Raw genomic sequence first — 18,534 nt, 5'->3', positions numbered from 1 at the left:
TTTGTTAATTAATGCATTTTTCGTTTTAATTTTGAACTTAGTGCAATAACTTTACTACATAAAAATCTTGTTTTAACGCTATCTAGTTTAAAACATTAATACCCTTGTATTTATGTCGTCACAATTATTTTCTCATCTACAAATAAAAAGTATTACACTCAAAAACAGAATAGCGATCTCGCCCATGTGTCAATATTCGGCTGAAGATGGTTTTGCCAATGATTGGCACTTGGTGCATCTTGGTAGTCGCGCTACAGGAGGGTCTGGTTTAATCATTCAGGAAGCCACAGCCGTTTCTCCAGAAGGCAGAATTTCTCCTAGTGATTTAGGTTTATGGAGTGATGATCACATCGAAAAATTACAGTCTATTACCAAGTTTATTATTGGTCAAGATTCGGTTCCGGGAATACAGTTGGCTCATGCAGGAAGGAAAGCCAGTGTTTCGTCTCCTTGGTATGGCAATAAAAAACTGGCTCAAAATCAAGGAGGTTGGGAAACAGTTGCACCAAGTGCTATAGCTTTTCATGATTATGAGCATGTACCTACACGATTGGATTTTGTAGGGATACTAAAAGTAATTTCCGACTTTAAATTGGCAGCCAGAAGAGCGGTTCAGGCTGGATATCAAGTGCTTGAAATTCACGCGGCTCACGGTTATTTATTGCACCAATTTCTTTCGCCTTTATCTAATTTAAGGACAGATGAGTATGGTGGTTCTTTTGAGAATAGAATTCGGTTGCTTCTAGAAGTTGTCCAAGCAGTTCAGTTTGAATGGTCTAAAGAATTTCCTTTATTGGTAAGAATCTCGGCCACAGATTGGGCAGATGGGGGATGGAATAGTGAAGAATCTTTGCGCCTTTCAAATATATTAAAAGAAATAGGTGTCGATTTAATCGATGTTTCCTCAGGCGGATTAGTGTCTCATCAACAAATTCCTTTAGGCCCTAATTATCAAGTTCCTTTTGCCGAACAGATAAAAAAGGAAACTGGAATTTTGACGGGAGCAGTGGGTTTGATTACAACGTCGCAACAGGCAGAAGATGTTATCGCAAACGGAAAAGCCGATTTGGTTTTGTTTGCCAGAGAGTCGCTTAGAAATCCAAATTTAGGTTTGGATTTTGCCCAAGAGTTAGGAGTTGATGTACAATGGCCGAAACAATACGAACGAGCAAAAACAAGATAAGTTACTGTTTAAGCGTTTTTTCCTGCAAGGTCTTTTTTTGACCTTGTAGGTGTTAAATTTAAAAATCAGACCTACAAGGTTTTTGGAAACCTTGCAGGATTGTAAATTACCATAAAAATATATGCAAAAAATTAAAACTGCACTACTATCCTATGGAATGTCTGGAAAAGTTTTTCATGCCCCTTTTATAGAATTTCACGATGGATTTGAATTGGTTGGTTCCTGGGAAAGAAGCAAGAAACTCATTCAACTGGATTATCCAAATGTAAAAAGTTATGCCACTCTTGATGCGGTACTTCAGGATGACATTGATTTGGTTATAGTAAATACGCCTGTAGGAACTCATTTTGAATATGCTAAAAAAGTATTGCTTGCCGGCAAACATGCTGTGGTTGAAAAAGCTTTTACGACTACAGTTGCCGAAGCTCAGGAATTGGTAAATTTGGCTAAAGAAAAAGGATTAAAACTTTCGGTTTTCCAGAACCGAAGATGGGATAGTGATTTTAAAACCGTGCGACAAGTCGTTTCCGATAAAGTATTGGGGGAATTGGTGGAGGCCGAGTTTCATTTTGATCGCTACAATCCGCTTTTGAGTGTAAAAGGACATAAAGAAACCGTCAATTCTGGCGCTGGAATTCTAAAGGATCTAGGGCCGCATTTAATTGATCAAGCACTGTATTTGTTTGGTATGCCATTGGCTGTTTTTGCCGATATTCGAGTGACACGGGAACATTCTTTAGTAGACGATTGGATCGATATTTTGTTTTATTATTCGAATTTTAGAGTGCGATTGAAAGCTGGTTTTTTTGTTAGAGAAGCCAATCCTGCGTATGTTATTCACGGAAAAAAAGGTTCTTTCTTGAAATCTCGTGGTGATGTGCAAGAGGACGAATTAAAATTGGGCAAAAAACCAAATCTTAGTTCATGGGGTAAAGAGGCTAAGGGTAACGAAGGATTGTTGCATACAGAGATAGACAACAAAATTATTAAAGAGAAAATTCCAACTTTACAGGGTAACTATTATGATTTTTTTGAAGGTGTTTATGAGTCGATTGTTAGTGACACCAAAGAACCAGTAACTGCTCAAGAAGGTTTGCTAGTGATGGAAATCATTGAAGCCGCAATTCAGAGTAGTTTTCATAGAAAAGCCATAGACTTATAAACAATAACGTTGTAATTTTTAGTTAATGAAGTGATCGTGTATAAGCCTTTTTTCTTTTTGTACTTTTGAAAAAAATAATCCTAAAACAATCATTTTGATAGATTTAAACTTTATTGGAAGGTCACGAACCAAAGCCAAATACAAGAAAACCTATAAGGACATAAAGGCTTCTTACTTATCTAGAATTAGATGGGCTGTTTCGATGTTTTATTTCGGTATGGGTTTGAGTTTTGCGACTTGGGCCAGTAGAATTCCAGATATTAAAACGGCTTTACACTTGAGTGATGGGAGTTTGGGGAGTGTATTGTTTGCTATTCCGCTAGGGCAACTCGTGATTATGCCTTTTTCGGGTAAATTAGTCACTCGTTTTGGCAGTTACCGTGTTTTGATTTTCTCTTTACTATTATACGTTTTTAGTTTAACCAATTTAGGGTTGGCCAAAGATACTTGGCAATTATCGCTGGGTTTATTCCTGTTTGGAATATTTGGAAATCTATCCAATATTGCCGTAAACACACAAGGCGTTTATACCGAAGTCCTTTATAAAAAAACCATTATGTCTTCTTTTCATGGAATGTGGAGTTTGGCTGGATTTTTAGGTGCTTTGGTAGGTTTGGGAATGTTGGCTTTTGAATTGACACCCTATGAACATTTTTTAATAGTGGCAATAATCGTATTGTTGTTGATTGCTTTTAATTTTAAATTTCTGATTAAAGCCAAAGAGACCTTAAAAACGGAAAAGAAAAAACTATTTTCAAAACCAGACAGTGCTTTAATTTGGCTGGGAGTAATTGGTTTTTGTTGCATGGCGAGCGAGGGGGTAATGTTTGATTGGAGTGGTGTTTATTTTAAAGATGTGATCCAAGTTCCCGGAGCATTGGTGATTTTGGGCTATACTTCGTTTATGATTACAATGGCAAGTGGACGATTTTTTGGCGACTATTTAATCCATAGACATGGAAAGAAATTGATTTTAAAAATAGGAGGTATAATGATTTCCGTAGGGCTTTTTACCGCAGTTATTTTTCCTTTTATAATTCCGTCAACCATTGCTTTTATGTTAGTTGGTTTTGGGGTATCAACCATTGTTCCTACGGTTTACAGTGTTGCTGGTAAAAATCCAACGGTCCCTGCGGGTGAAGCTTTGACTATTGTTTCCAGTGTTAGTTTTCTGGGGTTTTTGATGGGGCCTCCCATAATAGGATACATTGCCGAAATTTCAAGTTTGCGATTTTCTTTCGCTTTTATTGGGATTTTTGGGTTTCTCATTGCCTTTATGGTGACTCGAATCAAAGCTATTGACTAAGGCTAGAATTATAAAATATTTCTTCAATTTTGTTATAATTAAGAAAATAAGTACTTTTTACTAATTAGTTAATAATTTTTTTTCTTAAGTTTATCGCTTCGGTTTCAATCTGTTATTATTTTATCCGATTGAAATTCAAAATACCACATTTGATTTAGTGTCTTAGTGCCACTTTTTTTCCAAAACTTTTTTATCCTTTTTTAAAACGAATCTAATTTTTGGATGTGCAGTTTGCAATATTTGGCATGCAGCATATCCAATGAGTTTAAGAATATGGTATGGATAAATTTTTGTTAGGAATGCTTTTTTTATTGAATATGACTTTTGTTTTTGCCCAAAAACCAACAGGAATTATGGGAAAAATCATTGATGCTAAAACCCAAAAGCCATTAGAAAATGTGGTGGTAACTATCCAAAATACACCCCTCATGCAACGCACAACGAGTGATGGTATTTTTAGTTTTTACTCCGTTTCTCCTGGGAGTCAATTGTTGCTTTTACATAGTCAAGGGTTCAAAGACGCATTGTTTCCTATTGTAATTGTTAAGGAGCAAATGCTAGATTTGGGCGCTATTCCATTAGAAGACAATCAAACGTCAGTGCAGCAAACAGGGATAATCACACTCCTTGAAAGTGATTTGAGCGATGATAATAGTGGATCCGAAAGTACTTCGGGACTTTTGCAATCCTCCAGAGATGCTTTTCAACAAGCGGCAGCTTTCAATTGGGGGCAAGCCCGTTTTAGAATTCGAGGGTTAGACAGTCAATATGCCACTACGATGATCAATGGCGTTACGATGAACAAACTTTTTGACGGAAGACCACAGTGGGGCGACTGGGGAGGATTGAATAATGTGACCCGAAATCAAGAATTTACCGTAGGATCTTTTCCTTCGGATTATGCTTTTGGCGGGATTTTGGGCACCCAAGAAATCAACACTCGTGCTTCGATTTACAAACCGGGTATGATTCTTTCCTTTTCGGGTACCAATACCAATTATTCTTGGCGAATGATGGGAACCTATGCATCTGGAATGAATGGTAAAGGATGGGCTTATGTGGTTTCGGCAGGAACTCGCTGGGCTGAGGAAGGATATTTTGAGGGAACCAATTACAATGCGGTAGCGGGTTTCATCAGTGTAGAAAAGAAAATAAACGACCAGCATTCGTTGAATTTCTCTGGATTTTACACACCCAATTCCCGAGCCAAAAATTCGCCGAACACAGCCGAAGTTACCGAATTAACGAGCTACAACTACAATTCGTATTGGGGTTGGCAAGATGGCAAAAAGCGGAATGCCAGAATAAAAACGATTGAGGAGCCTATCTTGATGCTGAATCATTTTTTTACCCTTAACGATCATACCACGCTGAATTCAAGCTTGACCTATCAATTTGGTAAAATTACAAACAGTAATATTGATTACCAAAATGGCAATAGTCCAGACCCGACCTATTATAGAAAAATGCCCAGTTATTACAGTTCGCTGTATGCCTCAGATAATGGTGAGTTTTCGGGAGCATTTATACCCGATTATGAGAATGCTGACAAAAGCAAAGAGATGTTTCTAGCCAATAATCAAATCGATTGGAACGCTTTGTATTATGCGAATCAATCTCCAATTATAGATGCCAATGGGAAAATATCAGGCTATGCTTCCGCAAAAAGTAATTATGTTTTGTACGAAGACCGAACAGAGGACCAAACGATAAAGGCCAATTCTACCTTTAATACACAATTGAGTGACAATCTTTTCTTGACAGCCGGAGGTTTTTACAGTCATTTACAATCCCATAATTACCAACAATTAACGGATTTATTGGGAGGTTTGTATTTTGACGATATTGACGTGTTTTACAACGGAAATCAGGCGCAATCGGATTTGAATCATCCCAACAGACAAGTTGTGGAGGGGGAAACTTATGGCTACAATTTTAATTATGATGCGAATACGTTAAACCTTTTTACCAACTTTAAATTTACCTATGATAAAGTCGATTTTTATTTGGCACAAAACTTTATAAGCACCAATTATAAAAGGGAAGGTTTATATAAAAACGGAATCTATGCCACCAATTCTTTTGGGAAAAGCGAGAAAGTACAGTTTGAGAATTTTGGTTTTAAAGGTGGAATGCTTTTCAAAATTTCGGGTAAACAACAATTGAATTTTAACGGAGCATATCTTTCCAATGCGCCAACCATCAGGAACACGTTTCCGAATTCTCGTTTGAACAATTCGATTGTTGCGGGTTTAGAAAATGAAAAAATAAGCAGTTTGGATGTTAGTTATTTTTATCGCACTCCCAAATGGCAAACCCGACTCACACTTTTTTATGCCACTATAAAGAATATTACACAAACTTCTTTCTTTTATGCCGAAGGAATATTTGATGATGGAGCGGGATATGCCAATACTGATGCTTTTGTGAGCCAGACATTAACACAGCTAGACAAGAAAAATTTAGGAGCCGAATTCAGTTTTCAATACCAATTGAGTCCAACGCTAATGACTAATTTTTCCGCAGCTTATGGCCAATATACGTACGATAGCAATCCCAATGTTACCATAACCAACGACGCTCAAGCCACTATTGAAAATCCAAATCCCGTATTTGATTTTGGAACTTCATCATTAAAAAATTACCATCAGGCGGGAATGCCTCAACAGGCTTTCGCTTTAGGAATTGAATATCGAGACCCCAAATATTGGTGGATTGGTGCCAATATCAATTATTTGGCCAATAGTTTTATAGATATTTCTCCTATTTCCAGAACGGCTACTTTCTATAAAAATCCCGAAAGTGGTTTCAATTTTCCGGAAGCTACCGAGGAACGAGCCAGAGAATTATTGACCCAAGAAGCTTTTGAGCCCACCACTTTGTTAAACATTTCGGGAGGAAAATCTTGGAGAGTAAAAGGAAAGAATATAGGACTTTTTGCTACCATAAATAATGTTTTGGATTTGACTTATAAAACAGGTGGTTATGAGCAAGCCAGAAATGCCAATTTCAGGCAACTCAACCAAGATGTTTCTAGCGGAACACCCAATTTTGGAAATAAATATTTTTACGGTTACGGGAGGACGTATTTTGTAAACCTGTACATCAATTTATAAATTTTAAAATAAAGAATATGAAGATAAAATTCTATGCCGTTTTTTTAGGAATTGCAACGATTTTTTGTAGCTGTACAAAGGAGGAGTTTAATGTGCCAAAATTGAGTTGTAACCAACCCGATTTGAAAGTGAATCGCACCGTTGAAGAAGTTCGAGCCGCTACAAGTTCTATAGTGACGCAATATACATACGATGATGTTATAGAAGCGTATGTGGTTTCCAGTGATGAGTCTGGAAATTTTTTTAAGACCATTTCGTTTCAGACTTTGGCAACAGCCACAATACCAGCAATGGGTTTTAGTGTTCCTGTAGATGCTTCGAATACCTACATTGATTTTCGATTAGGGAATAAAGTGTATCTCAAAATGAAAGATCAATATACCGACATTTATTTTGGAGGAATGCGTATTGGGAGTATTTATGTCAATACCTATAATGAAGGAGGCGTTGGTCGAATTTCTCCGAACGATTATAAAAAAGTCTTGAATGCTTCTTGCACAATGGTAAGCGAGGAACAACTGGTTCGTCCTATTTCTATACCCGATTTGTTGCAGGATTCGAATATCAATACACTGGTTGAATTGTCGGATGTGCAATTTACCACTGATGCCATTGGACGTCATTATTATGAAGAATCCAATGATGTTGGAGGAGCTACCAATTGGAGCTTGACCGATAGATTAGGGAATCAAGTTTTATTTCGAACAAGCAGTTTTGCTGATTTTGCCGATAAAATTGTTCCCGACGGAAGCGGAAAAGTACGTGGGGTTTTGACCAAATTTGGCTCAGATTATCAACTGTTGGCACGATCTGAAAAAGATATAGCGTTTACAGGTGTCGCTTCCGTTCCGTTCTTTGCCGAAAATTTTCAAAGTGTAGAAACCAATACCAAACTCAATCTTCCAGGTTGGACCAATTTAGTGCAAAAAGGGACAAAATTTTGGTTGGGAACTTTGTATGCAGGAAATGGTTATGCCGAGTTTAATACTACAGGAACCAAAGTGGCATCCAATATAGCTTGGCTGATTTCTCCAAAAATAGATATGGATTTGCATGCCAAAGAAATACTCACTTTTAGATCGGCACAGCATCACTTGGATGTGGATTCTCCTTTAAATTCGCTCGAAGTGTATGTTTCTAATGATTTTGATGGTTTGAATGTTGCTAAAGCGACTTGGCTTCCGCTCAAAGTTGTATTGCCCAAACAAGCCACACCTTGGTATCAATTTGTGGGTTCTGGAGGGGTAGATTTATCATCCTATACGGGTAAAATAAATATTGCTTTCAAGTACACCGGCTCAGGAAAAAACCTTGCTTTGGATGGTGCTTTTCAGGTAGATGATGTGCAAATTTTTGGGGATAAATAAATCTTTAAATAGTATATATATTAAACACAGATTCCACAAATTTCCACAAAATAATCTGTGTAAATCTGTGGAATCTGTGTCCAAAAAGCCAATCTTAATCTGTTTATGAGATAGACTTCTTATTTTTTATTTTCGATAATACTTATCGCATAACCACCTCCAGCTGCACTTAGTTGGGAAAGTTTAGAGGTATTGGTTACCTGTATTTTTCGAACGGTATATGCTTGTGAATTTGTTTTGTAATTGGCATCTTTTCCATCTGCATAAATGGTGGCAGTGTATTTTTTACCTTTTTCCAAGAAAGCAAAATTGATGTTTGAAGTACGAGGCTCATATCCATTTACATTCCCAATAAACCAGTTGTTAGTTCTTTTTGCTTTTCTGGCTACGGTTACATATTGACCTGGTTCCGCTTCAAGATATTTACTGTCAGACCAATCTACCGCGACATCTTTGACAAACTGAAATGCATCAGCAAATCGATCGTAATTTTCCGGTAAATCTGCGGCCATTTGCAACGGACTGTACATTGTAACATATAAAGCCAGTTGATTCGCTAATGTACTATTTACATGGGAATGATTGTCAGGATTGATTTTGCTTAAATCCATTTCAAAAATTCCTGGAGTATAATCCATTGGTCCTCCCACTAAACGTGTAAAAGGCAATACCGTTACGTGGTTTGGTTTAGATCCACCAAATGACTGGTATTCTGTTCCTCTTGCGGCTTCGTTACCAATTAAGTTGGGATACGTTCTACAAATTCCCGTTGGATGAACAGCTTCGTGTGCATTTACCATAATTTTGTAATCGGCTGCTTTTTCAACTGCATATTGATAATGATTTACAATCCATTGGTCATAATGATTTTCACCCCTTGGTAAAATATCACCTACATAACCACTTTTTACAGCATCATAACCATTGTCTTTCATAAACTGATACGCTTTGTCCATATGACGCTCGTAATTACGTGTGGATCCAGAAGTTTCATGGTGCATAATCATTTTAATTCCTTTTGATTTTGCATATTCATGTAACCCTTTGACATCAAAATCCGGATAGGGAGTTAAAAAATCAAAAACATAATCTTTGGAGTGTCCAAACCAGTCTTCCCAACCTTCGTTCCAACCTTCAACCAAAACCGCATCAAAACCGTTTTTAGCTGCAAAATCAATATATTTCTTAACGTTGTTGGTATTAGCACCGTGTTTGCCATTTGGTTTTACTTTTGAAAAATCACTAACACCAAGTTGTACCGTTGGGAATTCATCCGTGTAAGCCCATGAACTTTTTCCAGTAATCATTTCCCACCAAACACCTACATATTTCACTGGTTTTATCCATGAAGTATCTTCTATTTTGCTAGGGTCATTCAAGTTTAATGTCATTTTAGAAGCCAGAATTTCTCTTGCGTCATCACTAATAATTATAGTACGCCAAGGTGAATGGCTTGGAGCTTGCATATATCCTTTGTCGCCTTTGGCATCTGGTGTCAACCAGGATTCGAATATCATGTTCTTATCATCCAGATTCAAATGCATACAAGAGTAATTAATCAAAGCCGCTTCATGCAAATTGATATACAATCCGTCCACTGTTTTTAGCATAAGTGAAGTTTGAACTCCTGTTGTAGAGAATGACTTTTGAGAAACATTTGCAGTAGTTGCTTTTTCTGACAAGCCTCTGATTTCAGACAATTTTGAGGTCGTATAATCATATTCTTGTGTATCATAATCTCCAGGAATCCAAAATGCGGTATGATCTCCTGTCATGGCAAACTGGGTCCTTTCTTCTTTGATTACAAAATAAGTAAGGTTTTTTTGCGAAGGGAATTCATAACGGAATCCAAGACCATCGTCAAATAAACGAAAACGAATAACAATTTGTCTATCGGTTTCTTTTTGATTTAATGTTACTGCCAATTCGTTATAATAATTTCGGATTGATGCTACTTCTCCCCAAACTGGTTTCCAATTTTCATCAAAAGTTGCTGTTTTCGTATCAATAACAGTAAAATCATTCAATAATGATTTTTTATCATTTTTTAGTTCAAGACCTAATTTACTGGGCTTTATGACAATTTTGTCTTTATAAGTTAAACTGTATCTTGGAGTTCCATCACTTTGTAATGTAAACTCCATTGTAAATTTTCCATTGGGGGATTTCAACTGCTGTGAATTGGCACACTGCAAAATCAAAAAATAGAATAAAGCGGTATAAAGTAAATGTTTCATTTTTTTAAAGGTAAATTAGTGATTGGTTTTTCAAATAGCTTTTGACGAAATCGATTTATTAATTTATAAAAATGAGATGTCATTTTCGTCAAAGTAAAAGTAGATTCTTTAGACCTTGAATAATTCAGCCGTTATAAAAAAGTAGATTATGGTTTTTTAAAATTAACACAAATAATTGATAAACAAGCAGTTGCAAACATTTAATTTTTAAAAAAAGTGGTAAGAAAGTAAACCAGATTTTTAAATGAAAGCGGGTTTAGTTCCAATAAGATCTTGAAAGGAAAAAATTTATTTATTACTTGTTCCAATTTGCATCACTTTTTCTTCAAATTCATCTCTAGGTCCAGCCGATTTGTTTTTGAGTTGAGAACGGTAATTGTAAATAGTTGAAATGGAATAGCGGAGAAATACTGCGATTTTTGCACTGTCTTTTATTCCCAAACGAATGAGTGCAAAAATTCTTAATTCGGTATTGAGTTGCTCATCTTCTTTTAGTTGAATGGGTTCGTCTGGGATTATGAGTGTATTAAAATCATGAATAAAATTGGGGAAGAGTTGTAAAAAAGTCTTATCAAAGTTCGCATAAAACTCTTTTAACTCATTTTCAATATATTGCTTTGATTTTACTGCACTTACAAGATCATTCAGTTTCCCTGTGGTCGCCAATACATTTAGTTTTTTTTGGTATTCATCCAACTTCCCTAAATAGTCGGAGCATTGATCCATATAACGGCCGATGTATATTTCTTTTAAAAAATTGGCTTCCGTTAAAGTGTTATTCGAAAGATTTAGCCTTTCGTTAAAAGTGCTTAGTTCAGCATTCAATTCAGAAAGTTTATCATTAGCCAAGCTTAAATCTCTTTTTGCTTTAGATAATTTTTTCATTTGTCTGAAGAGTAGAAACAAAAGGGCAAGCAAAATGAGTGCCAAAAAACTGGCGCTAATTAAAAACACGACCAATTGGAATTTATTGGTTTCGTTTTGTTGTTGATAGGATTCGCTGATGATGGGTAACATCTTTGATATTTCATAGGTTCTCAATCGGGCATTGCACTCAACCGCATCGTCGAGAGAACGTTTTATATAGGTGTAAGCCCGTTCAATATCACCATCTTCATAGAGTAGAAAGGCCAAGGAACGTAGTGAGATGTATTCTTTTTTTGGCAATTGTAAATCGGATAGAGCCGAAATGCTTAGCCATTTTTTCTCCTGATCCCTGTCTTTTTTCTGTTTGTATACTTGTGAAATGATATAGGATATTATAGCCCGATTAGGATCTTTTTGATGAATTTTAGGAAAGAATGGAAGTAATAAATCGAGAGTTTTGTCATGTTTTTTGTTATCTAAATACCAATCAGCTTTCGCGATAATGTATGGAGTAGAATGAGTAGGGTAAAAATTTACACAGGAATCTCGGTATTGTTTTGAAAGTAAAAGATACTTTTCTTTTTCTTGTTGAGAAGAAGCATTGTCGGCCATTTGCCCATAAATTACTCTACTAACACCATAAAAAGAACCTTTTAAATTGAGAGTTGATGTAATAGTTATAGCATTCAGCACATCTAGACCTTCTTTGTACATACCTAATGTCCCCATTATAGACACGAGATTAAATTTTGCCTGATTTAGTTTTTCAGGCTCATTAAGATTTTCTGCTATTTGGAAACTCTGTCTGGCATATACTAAGGCAGAATCAGATTGGTAGGATTGGTAATCATTATACAATTTTTGCGTAATCTCATATTTTCGATTAGGAGTAGTCGTATGATATAATAACGCTTTGAGTTGGGTGATTTTGAGTTCTTTCTTTTGGGTGTAATAAGAATTGTTTTCAATAGTTCTGTCTATTTCAAGCAATAGTACATTTGGATTATTTTGGGCAAATAATAGTAATGGCAGAAGTAAAATAATAAAAAACAGCAAAAATCGATTCATTGAAGTTGGATTTATTTTGTATAAAAATAATTAGAAATTCAAATAAAAAAACCGTCTTGAATCTATTTAAGAAACAAGACGGTTTTTAGTGGCATGAGAGTTTTTTGAAATTATTCTATTTCAGAAATTCTTAATGTATTTACCATTCCTTTTTCAATGATTGGCATTGCGGCTAAGTTAATTAGGAAATCACCTTTTTTCACAAAACCTTTTTCTTTTACAATATTATTTACATCAGTAACGGTATCATCGGTACTTACTTTTTTGTCATAATAAAAAGATTTCACTCCCCATAATAAATTAAGTTGGGTAAGGATTCTTTTATTTGAAGTAAAAACCAAAATATGGGCTGATGGTCTCCAAGCCGAAATTTGGAAAGCCGTATAGCCGCTATTGGTCAAGGTACAAATTGCTTTTGCTTTAATCACATTGGCCATAAGGGCAGCATGATGACAAATTGTTTTAGTAATAAAACGGTTTGTTCTTACTTGTGGTGTGTTTTGAGGAACTTGGATTAGCGGAGAATCTTCAACCGCTTCAATGATTTGAGTCATTTTTTGGATTACTTGTACCGGATAATTTCCTGTAGCTGTTTCTCCAGAAAGCATTACAGCATCAGCTCCATCCATAACAGAGTTAGCAACGTCATTTACTTCAGCACGAGTTGGCGTCAAGCTTGTGATCATTGTTTCCATCATCTGAGTAGCAACAATTACAGGGATTCTAGCTGTTTTTGCTCTGCGAATTAATTCTTTTTGAACCAATGGTACTTCATGGGCAGGAAGTTCAACTCCTAAATCTCCACGAGCCACCATCAAAGCATCGCAATAAGCAACAATTCGATCGATGTTCTCTAATGCCTCAGGCATCTCTATTTTAGCAATAATCGGGATTTTGTATTCAGAATGTTTGGCAATTAAGTCTTGTAAGTCTTGTAAATCTTGTGGAGTTTTTACAAAAGAAAGTGCAATCCAATCTAAATTTTGCTCTATTGCAAAAATGGCATCTGCAACATCTTTTTCAGTCATCGCTGGCAAAGAAATTTTAGTGTTTGGTAAATTTACACCTTTCTTAGATTTCAATTCACCTCCTTGAATTACACGAGCTACAACTTCTGATTTCTTATCAGTTGTAACAATTTCAAATATCAGTTTACCGTCGTCCAGTAATATTCTTTCTCCTGGATTTACATCATTAGGGAAATTTGCATATTTCATGAATACTTTCTTGGCAGTACCTAGTATATCTTCTGCAGTTGTGAAAGTAATTAAATCACCGTCATTTACAACGACACCATCTTCCATAACTCCAACACGTAGTTTAGGTCCTTGTAAATCTCCAAGAATTGCCGTAGTGTATCCAAACTCTTCGTTCAGACCTCGTATGATACTTATTTTTTGTTTTACATCTTCGTAATCAGCATGTGAAAAATTCACTCTAAATACATTTACACCTGCATCAATCATGTCTTTTATGATTTCTCGGGTACTACATGCAGGCCCAAGTGTGGCTACAATTTTGGTTTTTTTGTTTGTAAGCATTGTTATTAAAAAATTAAATTGTTTTTTGATTTTAGTTTATTAGTATCAACAATATACATCGTAGTTATATTGTCAATTGTATTTAATGTATTCTGTATTTTTAAAATATTCAAATTCTCCTCCCCATTTTCTATTTTCAAAAAGTAATCTACTTTTTTGAATTCCGGAAGCATATACACTTTTGATGAAATATCCATGTCTATATTAGAAAACAAGTCCTGACTCTCTTTCTTTTGTTTTTGAATAACTTCGTTTTTATTCTGTATCAAATCCCAGGAAATTTCTTTTTTCTTTTCATAATAATGAAATCTTGAAAAATGAACTTCTCCTTCTTTTCCTGTAATTTGAATTTCTTTTTTAGATTTACTCAGACTTACATTAAATTTTTGATTGATGTAATAAGCCAATCGATAATCATCTAATGAGGTATAAATAGCAATTAGACTATAATCTATTTCGTCAAATTCGCCAAGATCTAATTTATGAATTGCCATTTCATTTACATATAAAGCGTAAATATACCATTTCTATCCAAGCAAATAGAAGGCAAATAGCTATGATTATACTATTTTATTAACGAAAACGATGTAGTATTACTAACGTTATAGTTGTTTTCTGTCAATTTTTTCTTGAAAAGCAAAATAAGCGCGTTGGGATGCTTTTTCTTCTGCTTTCTTTTTTGAAGTTGCTCTGGCTTTGGCTATAACTTTATCGTCAATGCTCAATTTTACGCCAAATAATCGTTGACCATCTATGGCATTATCTTCAAAAATGTCATAATGAAATACTTTTTTTTCTTTTTGACACCATTCTATAACCAAACTTTTATAGCTGATTACTTTTCCTTCTAATCGAGCAATATCTACATAAGGTACAATTACTCTTTTTTGGATAAATTTTTCGCAATATTCATAGCCTCTATCTAAGTAGATGGCTCCAACCAATGATTCGAAAATATTGCCGTGTATGTTTTCTCCAAAATGATGTAAAGGAACTTTACTCTCAATGAACTGAATTAGATTTAAATCTTTTCCCAGTTCATTTAAGTGTTCTCTACTGACAATTTTAGAACGCATTTTGGTAAGGTAGCCTTCATCTCCTAAAGGAGCTTCGGTAAAAAGATAAGCTGCTATAACAGAGCTTAGCATGGCGTCACCAAGAAATTCCAGTCTCTCGTAATTAATCGGATTTCCTTTTAAGTCTAACCGATTGGAAGAACGGTGGGTAAATGCTTTTTTGTAAAATTCAAGCGTTACCGGGCTAAATCCAAGGATAGGTTGAATAGCATCAAAAAAAATCCCGTCTTCTAGAGAACGGGATTTTGAGAATATTTTTCTAATAATACGCATTTATGCTTTGTAATCTAATTTTTTTACCAAAACGCAGGCGTTGTGACCGCCAAAACCAAAGGTATTACTCATTACCACATTCATTTCTCTTTTCTGAGCAACGTTAAAAGTAAAGTTTAATTTTGGGTCAATATTTTCATCATCTGTAAAATGATTGATTGTTGGAGGAACAATTCCGTGTTTTAATGAAAGGATACAGGATATGGCTTCAATTGCTCCAGTAGCTCCAAGTAAATGACCTGTCATTGATTTTGTTGAATTCAAATTCATGGTATAAGCATGCTCTCCAAAAACATGTAGAATTGCTTTAGATTCTCCAATATCACCAAGTGGAGTTGAAGTTCCGTGCATATTTACTCCATCAACATCAGTTGGTTCTAAACCAGCATCTCTCAAGCAGTTTAACATTACATTTTTAGCTCCTAATCCTTCCGGATGTGGTGCTGTAATGTGATAAGCATCTGCTGACATTCCGCCTCCGCCAATTTCACAATATATTGTTGCGCCACGGGCTACAGCATGTTCGTATTCTTCTAGGATTAATGCTCCAGCACCTTCACCTAATACAAATCCATCTCTGTCTTTGTCCATAGGTCTAGAAGCTGTTTTTGGGTCGTCATTTCTGGTTGATAAGGCATGCATTGCATTAAAACCTCCCATTCCTGCAATTGTTACAGCTGCTTCTGAACCACCAGTTACTATTGCATCTGCATGACCCAGTCTAATGTAGTTGAAAGCGTCAATGATAGCATTTGTTGATGATGCACAGGCTGAAACTGTTGTGAAATTTGGTCCTCTAAGTCCGTATTTCATTGAAATATGACCGCCAGCTATATCTGCAATCATTTTTGGTATGAAGAAAGGGTTAAATTTTGGAGTACCGTCACCAGCTGCAAAATTAAGAACCTCTATTTGAAAAGTTTCTAATCCTCCAATTCCTGAACCCCAAATAACACCTACTCTGTCTCTGTCTAATGTATCAAAATCGAAAGCAGCATCTTTTATAGCTTCGTCTGATGCAACCATAGCGTATTGTGCGTAACGGTCCATTTTTCGTGCCTCTTTTCTGTCTATAAAGTCTTCAACATTGAAGTTTTTTACTTCACAGGCAAATTTTGTTCTAAATTTTGAAGCATCATAATAGGTTATTGGAGCAGCTCCACTAACACCATTGATTAGACCATTCCAAAATTCCTCAATATTATTACCAATGGGAGTAAGAGCACCAAGGCCTGTTACAACAACTCTTCTTAAAACCATAACTTTTTTGTTTTGTTATCTTTTTAAACAAATAAAGCCCATGCTTTCTATACTGTAATAGTATTGTAAAAGATCCATGGGTATTATAATATAAATATATTTAGATTGAATTTCAATCGAAAATTTAATTTAAAAAATAATAACACCCGAATACAAAATTGTAAACGGGTGTTTAATTATTATTTCTTAGCTTCCTCGATGTAAGAGATAGCTTGACCTACAGTAGCGATGTTTTCTGCTTGATCGTCTGGAATTTGAATGTCAAATTCTTTTTCGAATTCCATAATAAGCTCAACAGTGTCTAATGAGTCAGCTCCTAAATCATTAGTGAAGCTTGCTTCTGTTACAACTTCGTTTTCGTCAACACCTAATTTGTCTACGATAATCGCTTTTACTCTTGATGCAATGTCTGACATAATCTTTTAATTTTAGAATTTAATTTGTTGGCAAAAATAAAACAACTTTATTTTAAAACAACTATTTAGTTGATAAATGTGAGTACTAATTTATAAAATTTATTTTGACAAAGATTTCCCAATCCTATTTATTTTCAATTTTTATTCCTTTTTTTGCATAAATAAAAGGATTGAATTATGAAAAAAATAGTGATTTTTGCTTCTGGATCGGGGACTAACGCTGAAAATGTTACCAAGTATTTTGCCACAAGCTGTACTGGGAATGTGGTTGCCGTTTTTACAAATAATGCAAATGCTAAAGTAATTGATAGAGCAAAAAAACTAAATACTCCCACGGTTATTTTTTCTAAAGATGATTTAAATTCAGGAAAAACGCTACAAGAGTTAAGTTTATTTCAACCAGATTTAATCGTGCTTGCGGGTTTTTTATTAAAATTCCCCGAAAATATAATTGAAGCCTATCCAAATCAAATCGTAAATATACATCCAGCACTATTGCCAAAGTATGGTGGAAAAGGAATGTATGGAATGCATATTCATAATGCTGTTGTCGAAAATAATGAAAAAGAAACAGGAATTACCATTCATTATGTAAACGAGAATTATGATGAAGGGAATATTATTTTTCAGCAATGTGTAGTTTTGTCCGAAACCGATACTCCGGATGATGTTGCGGCAAAGATTCATGCATTAGAACAAAAACATTTTCCGGAAGAAATTGAAAAATTGCTTTTAAATAATTTTTAAACCTTAACCTATTGAATTACGACGTACATATATATACAGACGGTGCTGCCAAAGGAAATCCAGGAAATGGGGGCTATGGAGTGGTCATGGAATGGGTTGGGAAACCGTATAAAAAAGAATTTTATGAGGGTTTTCGATATACAACCAATAACCGAATGGAATTGTTGGGTGTTATTGTGGGCTTAGAAAAATTAAAAAATGAGAATACGTCTGTTTTAGTGATCTCAGATTCGAAGTATGTTGTGGATTCTGTACAAAAGAAATGGGTTTTTGGTTGGGAAAAAAAAGGTTTTGCAGGAAAGAAAAACCCAGATTTATGGAAACGTTTCCTAGTGGTGTACCGAAAACATCAGGTAGATTTTAAATGGATAAAAGGGCACAATAACCATCCCCAAAACGAAAGATGTGACGAATTAGCCGTTATGGCTGCTATGCAAAAACAACTTTCTGTTGATGCTTTTTATGAAGCGATTGATTCGAAATAAAAAAACAATAACGTATCAAAATATTTTCTTGATACGTTATATTGAAAAATTATTTATTCTTTGTCTAATTCTTTAGCCTTGTTAAATCCTGCAAGCAAACCAATTCCTGCCATTGTGATGATGATTGCTGGATAAACAGCACTGTCATTCATGGCGGTGTAAGTTGTAATTAGCAAAGCGATAAAAATCCCAACGCCACTTCCGATTAACAAAAAAGCTAGGTTTAGAATAAATACTTTCCACATAGGAACGCCTTTGTCTTTTCCTTCCAAAAAAATACTGGCGTCTACGCCTTTTTCAATAAGAGCTAAACGCTCTCGGTTTCTTGTAGAATAAACAAGATAAACAATTCCAAAGATCATAAGGAAAAAACTCAAGGGGATTAAAATACCTGGTAGCATGATTAAATAATTTAAGTGATTGATATTCC

15 protein-coding genes are annotated in these 18,534 nt (G+C 35.2%); 7 read left to right on the top strand and 8 right to left on the bottom strand.

The window, feature by feature from the left end:
* Positions 1 to 112 precede the first annotated feature (112 nt).
* The 5 genes from DB891_RS00925 to DB891_RS00905 all read left to right on the top strand — a co-directional run bounded on the left by DB891_RS00925 (position 113) and on the right by DB891_RS00905 (position 8,134).
* Positions 113 to 1,183: an NADH:flavin oxidoreductase/NADH oxidase gene (locus DB891_RS00925; protein WP_116759664.1), complete on the top strand. Its 1,071-nt coding sequence runs from the start codon at positions 113 to 115 to the stop codon at positions 1,181 to 1,183.
* A 121-nt stretch (positions 1,184 to 1,304) separates the two neighbouring features.
* Entirely contained in the window at positions 1,305 to 2,345 is a 1,041-nt protein-coding gene (locus DB891_RS00920) for a Gfo/Idh/MocA family protein (protein WP_116759662.1), read from the top strand.
* 94 nt (positions 2,346 to 2,439) lie between these two features.
* A complete protein-coding gene (locus DB891_RS00915) occupies positions 2,440 to 3,651 on the top strand; it encodes an MFS transporter (protein ID WP_116759660.1) in 1,212 nt (403 codons plus the stop codon).
* Positions 3,652 to 3,929: 278 nt separating this feature from the next.
* Complete coding sequence (locus DB891_RS00910; RefSeq protein WP_116759658.1) at positions 3,930 to 6,767, top strand: TonB-dependent receptor; 2,838 nt, start codon at positions 3,930 to 3,932, stop codon at positions 6,765 to 6,767.
* Positions 6,768 to 6,784: 17 nt separating this feature from the next.
* Positions 6,785 to 8,134 (top strand): DUF5689 domain-containing protein, encoded by a 1,350-nt coding sequence (locus DB891_RS00905; RefSeq protein ID WP_116759656.1) that lies wholly within the window; start codon positions 6,785 to 6,787, stop codon positions 8,132 to 8,134.
* A 119-nt stretch (positions 8,135 to 8,253) separates the two neighbouring features.
* Here the strand turns inward: DB891_RS00905 and DB891_RS00900 are convergent, their stop codons facing one another.
* From DB891_RS00900 to DB891_RS00870, 7 genes are all read right to left on the bottom strand, one after another.
* Positions 8,254 to 10,371: a glycoside hydrolase family 97 protein gene (locus tag DB891_RS00900; RefSeq protein ID WP_116759654.1), complete on the bottom strand. Its 2,118-nt coding sequence runs from the start codon at positions 10,369 to 10,371 to the stop codon at positions 8,254 to 8,256.
* A gap of 288 nt (positions 10,372 to 10,659) precedes the next feature.
* Positions 10,660 to 12,306 (bottom strand): DUF6377 domain-containing protein, encoded by a 1,647-nt coding sequence (locus DB891_RS00895; protein ID WP_116759652.1) that lies wholly within the window; start codon positions 12,304 to 12,306, stop codon positions 10,660 to 10,662.
* 110 nt (positions 12,307 to 12,416) lie between these two features.
* Entirely contained in the window at positions 12,417 to 13,847 is a 1,431-nt protein-coding gene (gene pyk / locus DB891_RS00890; protein ID WP_116759650.1) for a pyruvate kinase, read from the bottom strand.
* Between the two features lie 5 nt (positions 13,848 to 13,852).
* Complete coding sequence (locus DB891_RS00885; protein WP_116759648.1) at positions 13,853 to 14,341, bottom strand: IPExxxVDY family protein; 489 nt, start codon at positions 14,339 to 14,341, stop codon at positions 13,853 to 13,855.
* Positions 14,342 to 14,449: 108 nt separating this feature from the next.
* On the bottom strand, positions 14,450 to 15,196 hold the full coding sequence (locus tag DB891_RS00880; RefSeq protein WP_116759646.1) for a ribonuclease III family protein: 747 nt from the start codon (positions 15,194 to 15,196) through the stop codon (positions 14,450 to 14,452).
* Positions 15,197 to 16,456, bottom strand: coding sequence for a beta-ketoacyl-ACP synthase II (gene fabF / locus DB891_RS00875; protein WP_116759644.1), 1,260 nt, complete (start codon positions 16,454 to 16,456; stop codon positions 15,197 to 15,199).
* Positions 16,457 to 16,635: 179 nt separating this feature from the next.
* Positions 16,636 to 16,872, bottom strand: coding sequence for an acyl carrier protein (locus DB891_RS00870; RefSeq protein ID WP_007137004.1), 237 nt, complete (start codon positions 16,870 to 16,872; stop codon positions 16,636 to 16,638).
* A gap of 177 nt (positions 16,873 to 17,049) precedes the next feature.
* Here DB891_RS00870 and purN point away from each other — a divergent pair, with 177 nt between their 5' ends.
* Positions 17,050 to 17,619, top strand: a complete 570-nt coding sequence (gene purN / locus DB891_RS00865; protein WP_116759642.1) for a phosphoribosylglycinamide formyltransferase — start codon at positions 17,050 to 17,052, stop codon at positions 17,617 to 17,619.
* A gap of 11 nt (positions 17,620 to 17,630) precedes the next feature.
* Positions 17,631 to 18,104: a ribonuclease HI gene (gene rnhA / locus DB891_RS00860; RefSeq protein WP_116759640.1), complete on the top strand. Its 474-nt coding sequence runs from the start codon at positions 17,631 to 17,633 to the stop codon at positions 18,102 to 18,104.
* A gap of 53 nt (positions 18,105 to 18,157) precedes the next feature.
* Here rnhA and DB891_RS00855 read toward each other — a convergent pair whose 3' ends face one another.
* Positions 18,158 to 18,505, bottom strand: a complete 348-nt coding sequence (locus tag DB891_RS00855; protein ID WP_116759638.1) for a DUF6249 domain-containing protein — start codon at positions 18,503 to 18,505, stop codon at positions 18,158 to 18,160.
* Positions 18,506 to 18,534: the final 29 nt, after the last annotated feature.

The sequence above is a fragment of the Flavobacterium laiguense genome (assembly GCF_003097655.1).
GTDB classification, from domain to species: domain Bacteria; phylum Bacteroidota; class Bacteroidia; order Flavobacteriales; family Flavobacteriaceae; genus Flavobacterium; species Flavobacterium laiguense.
This window is presented reverse-complemented; position numbering and strand designations above follow the sequence as displayed.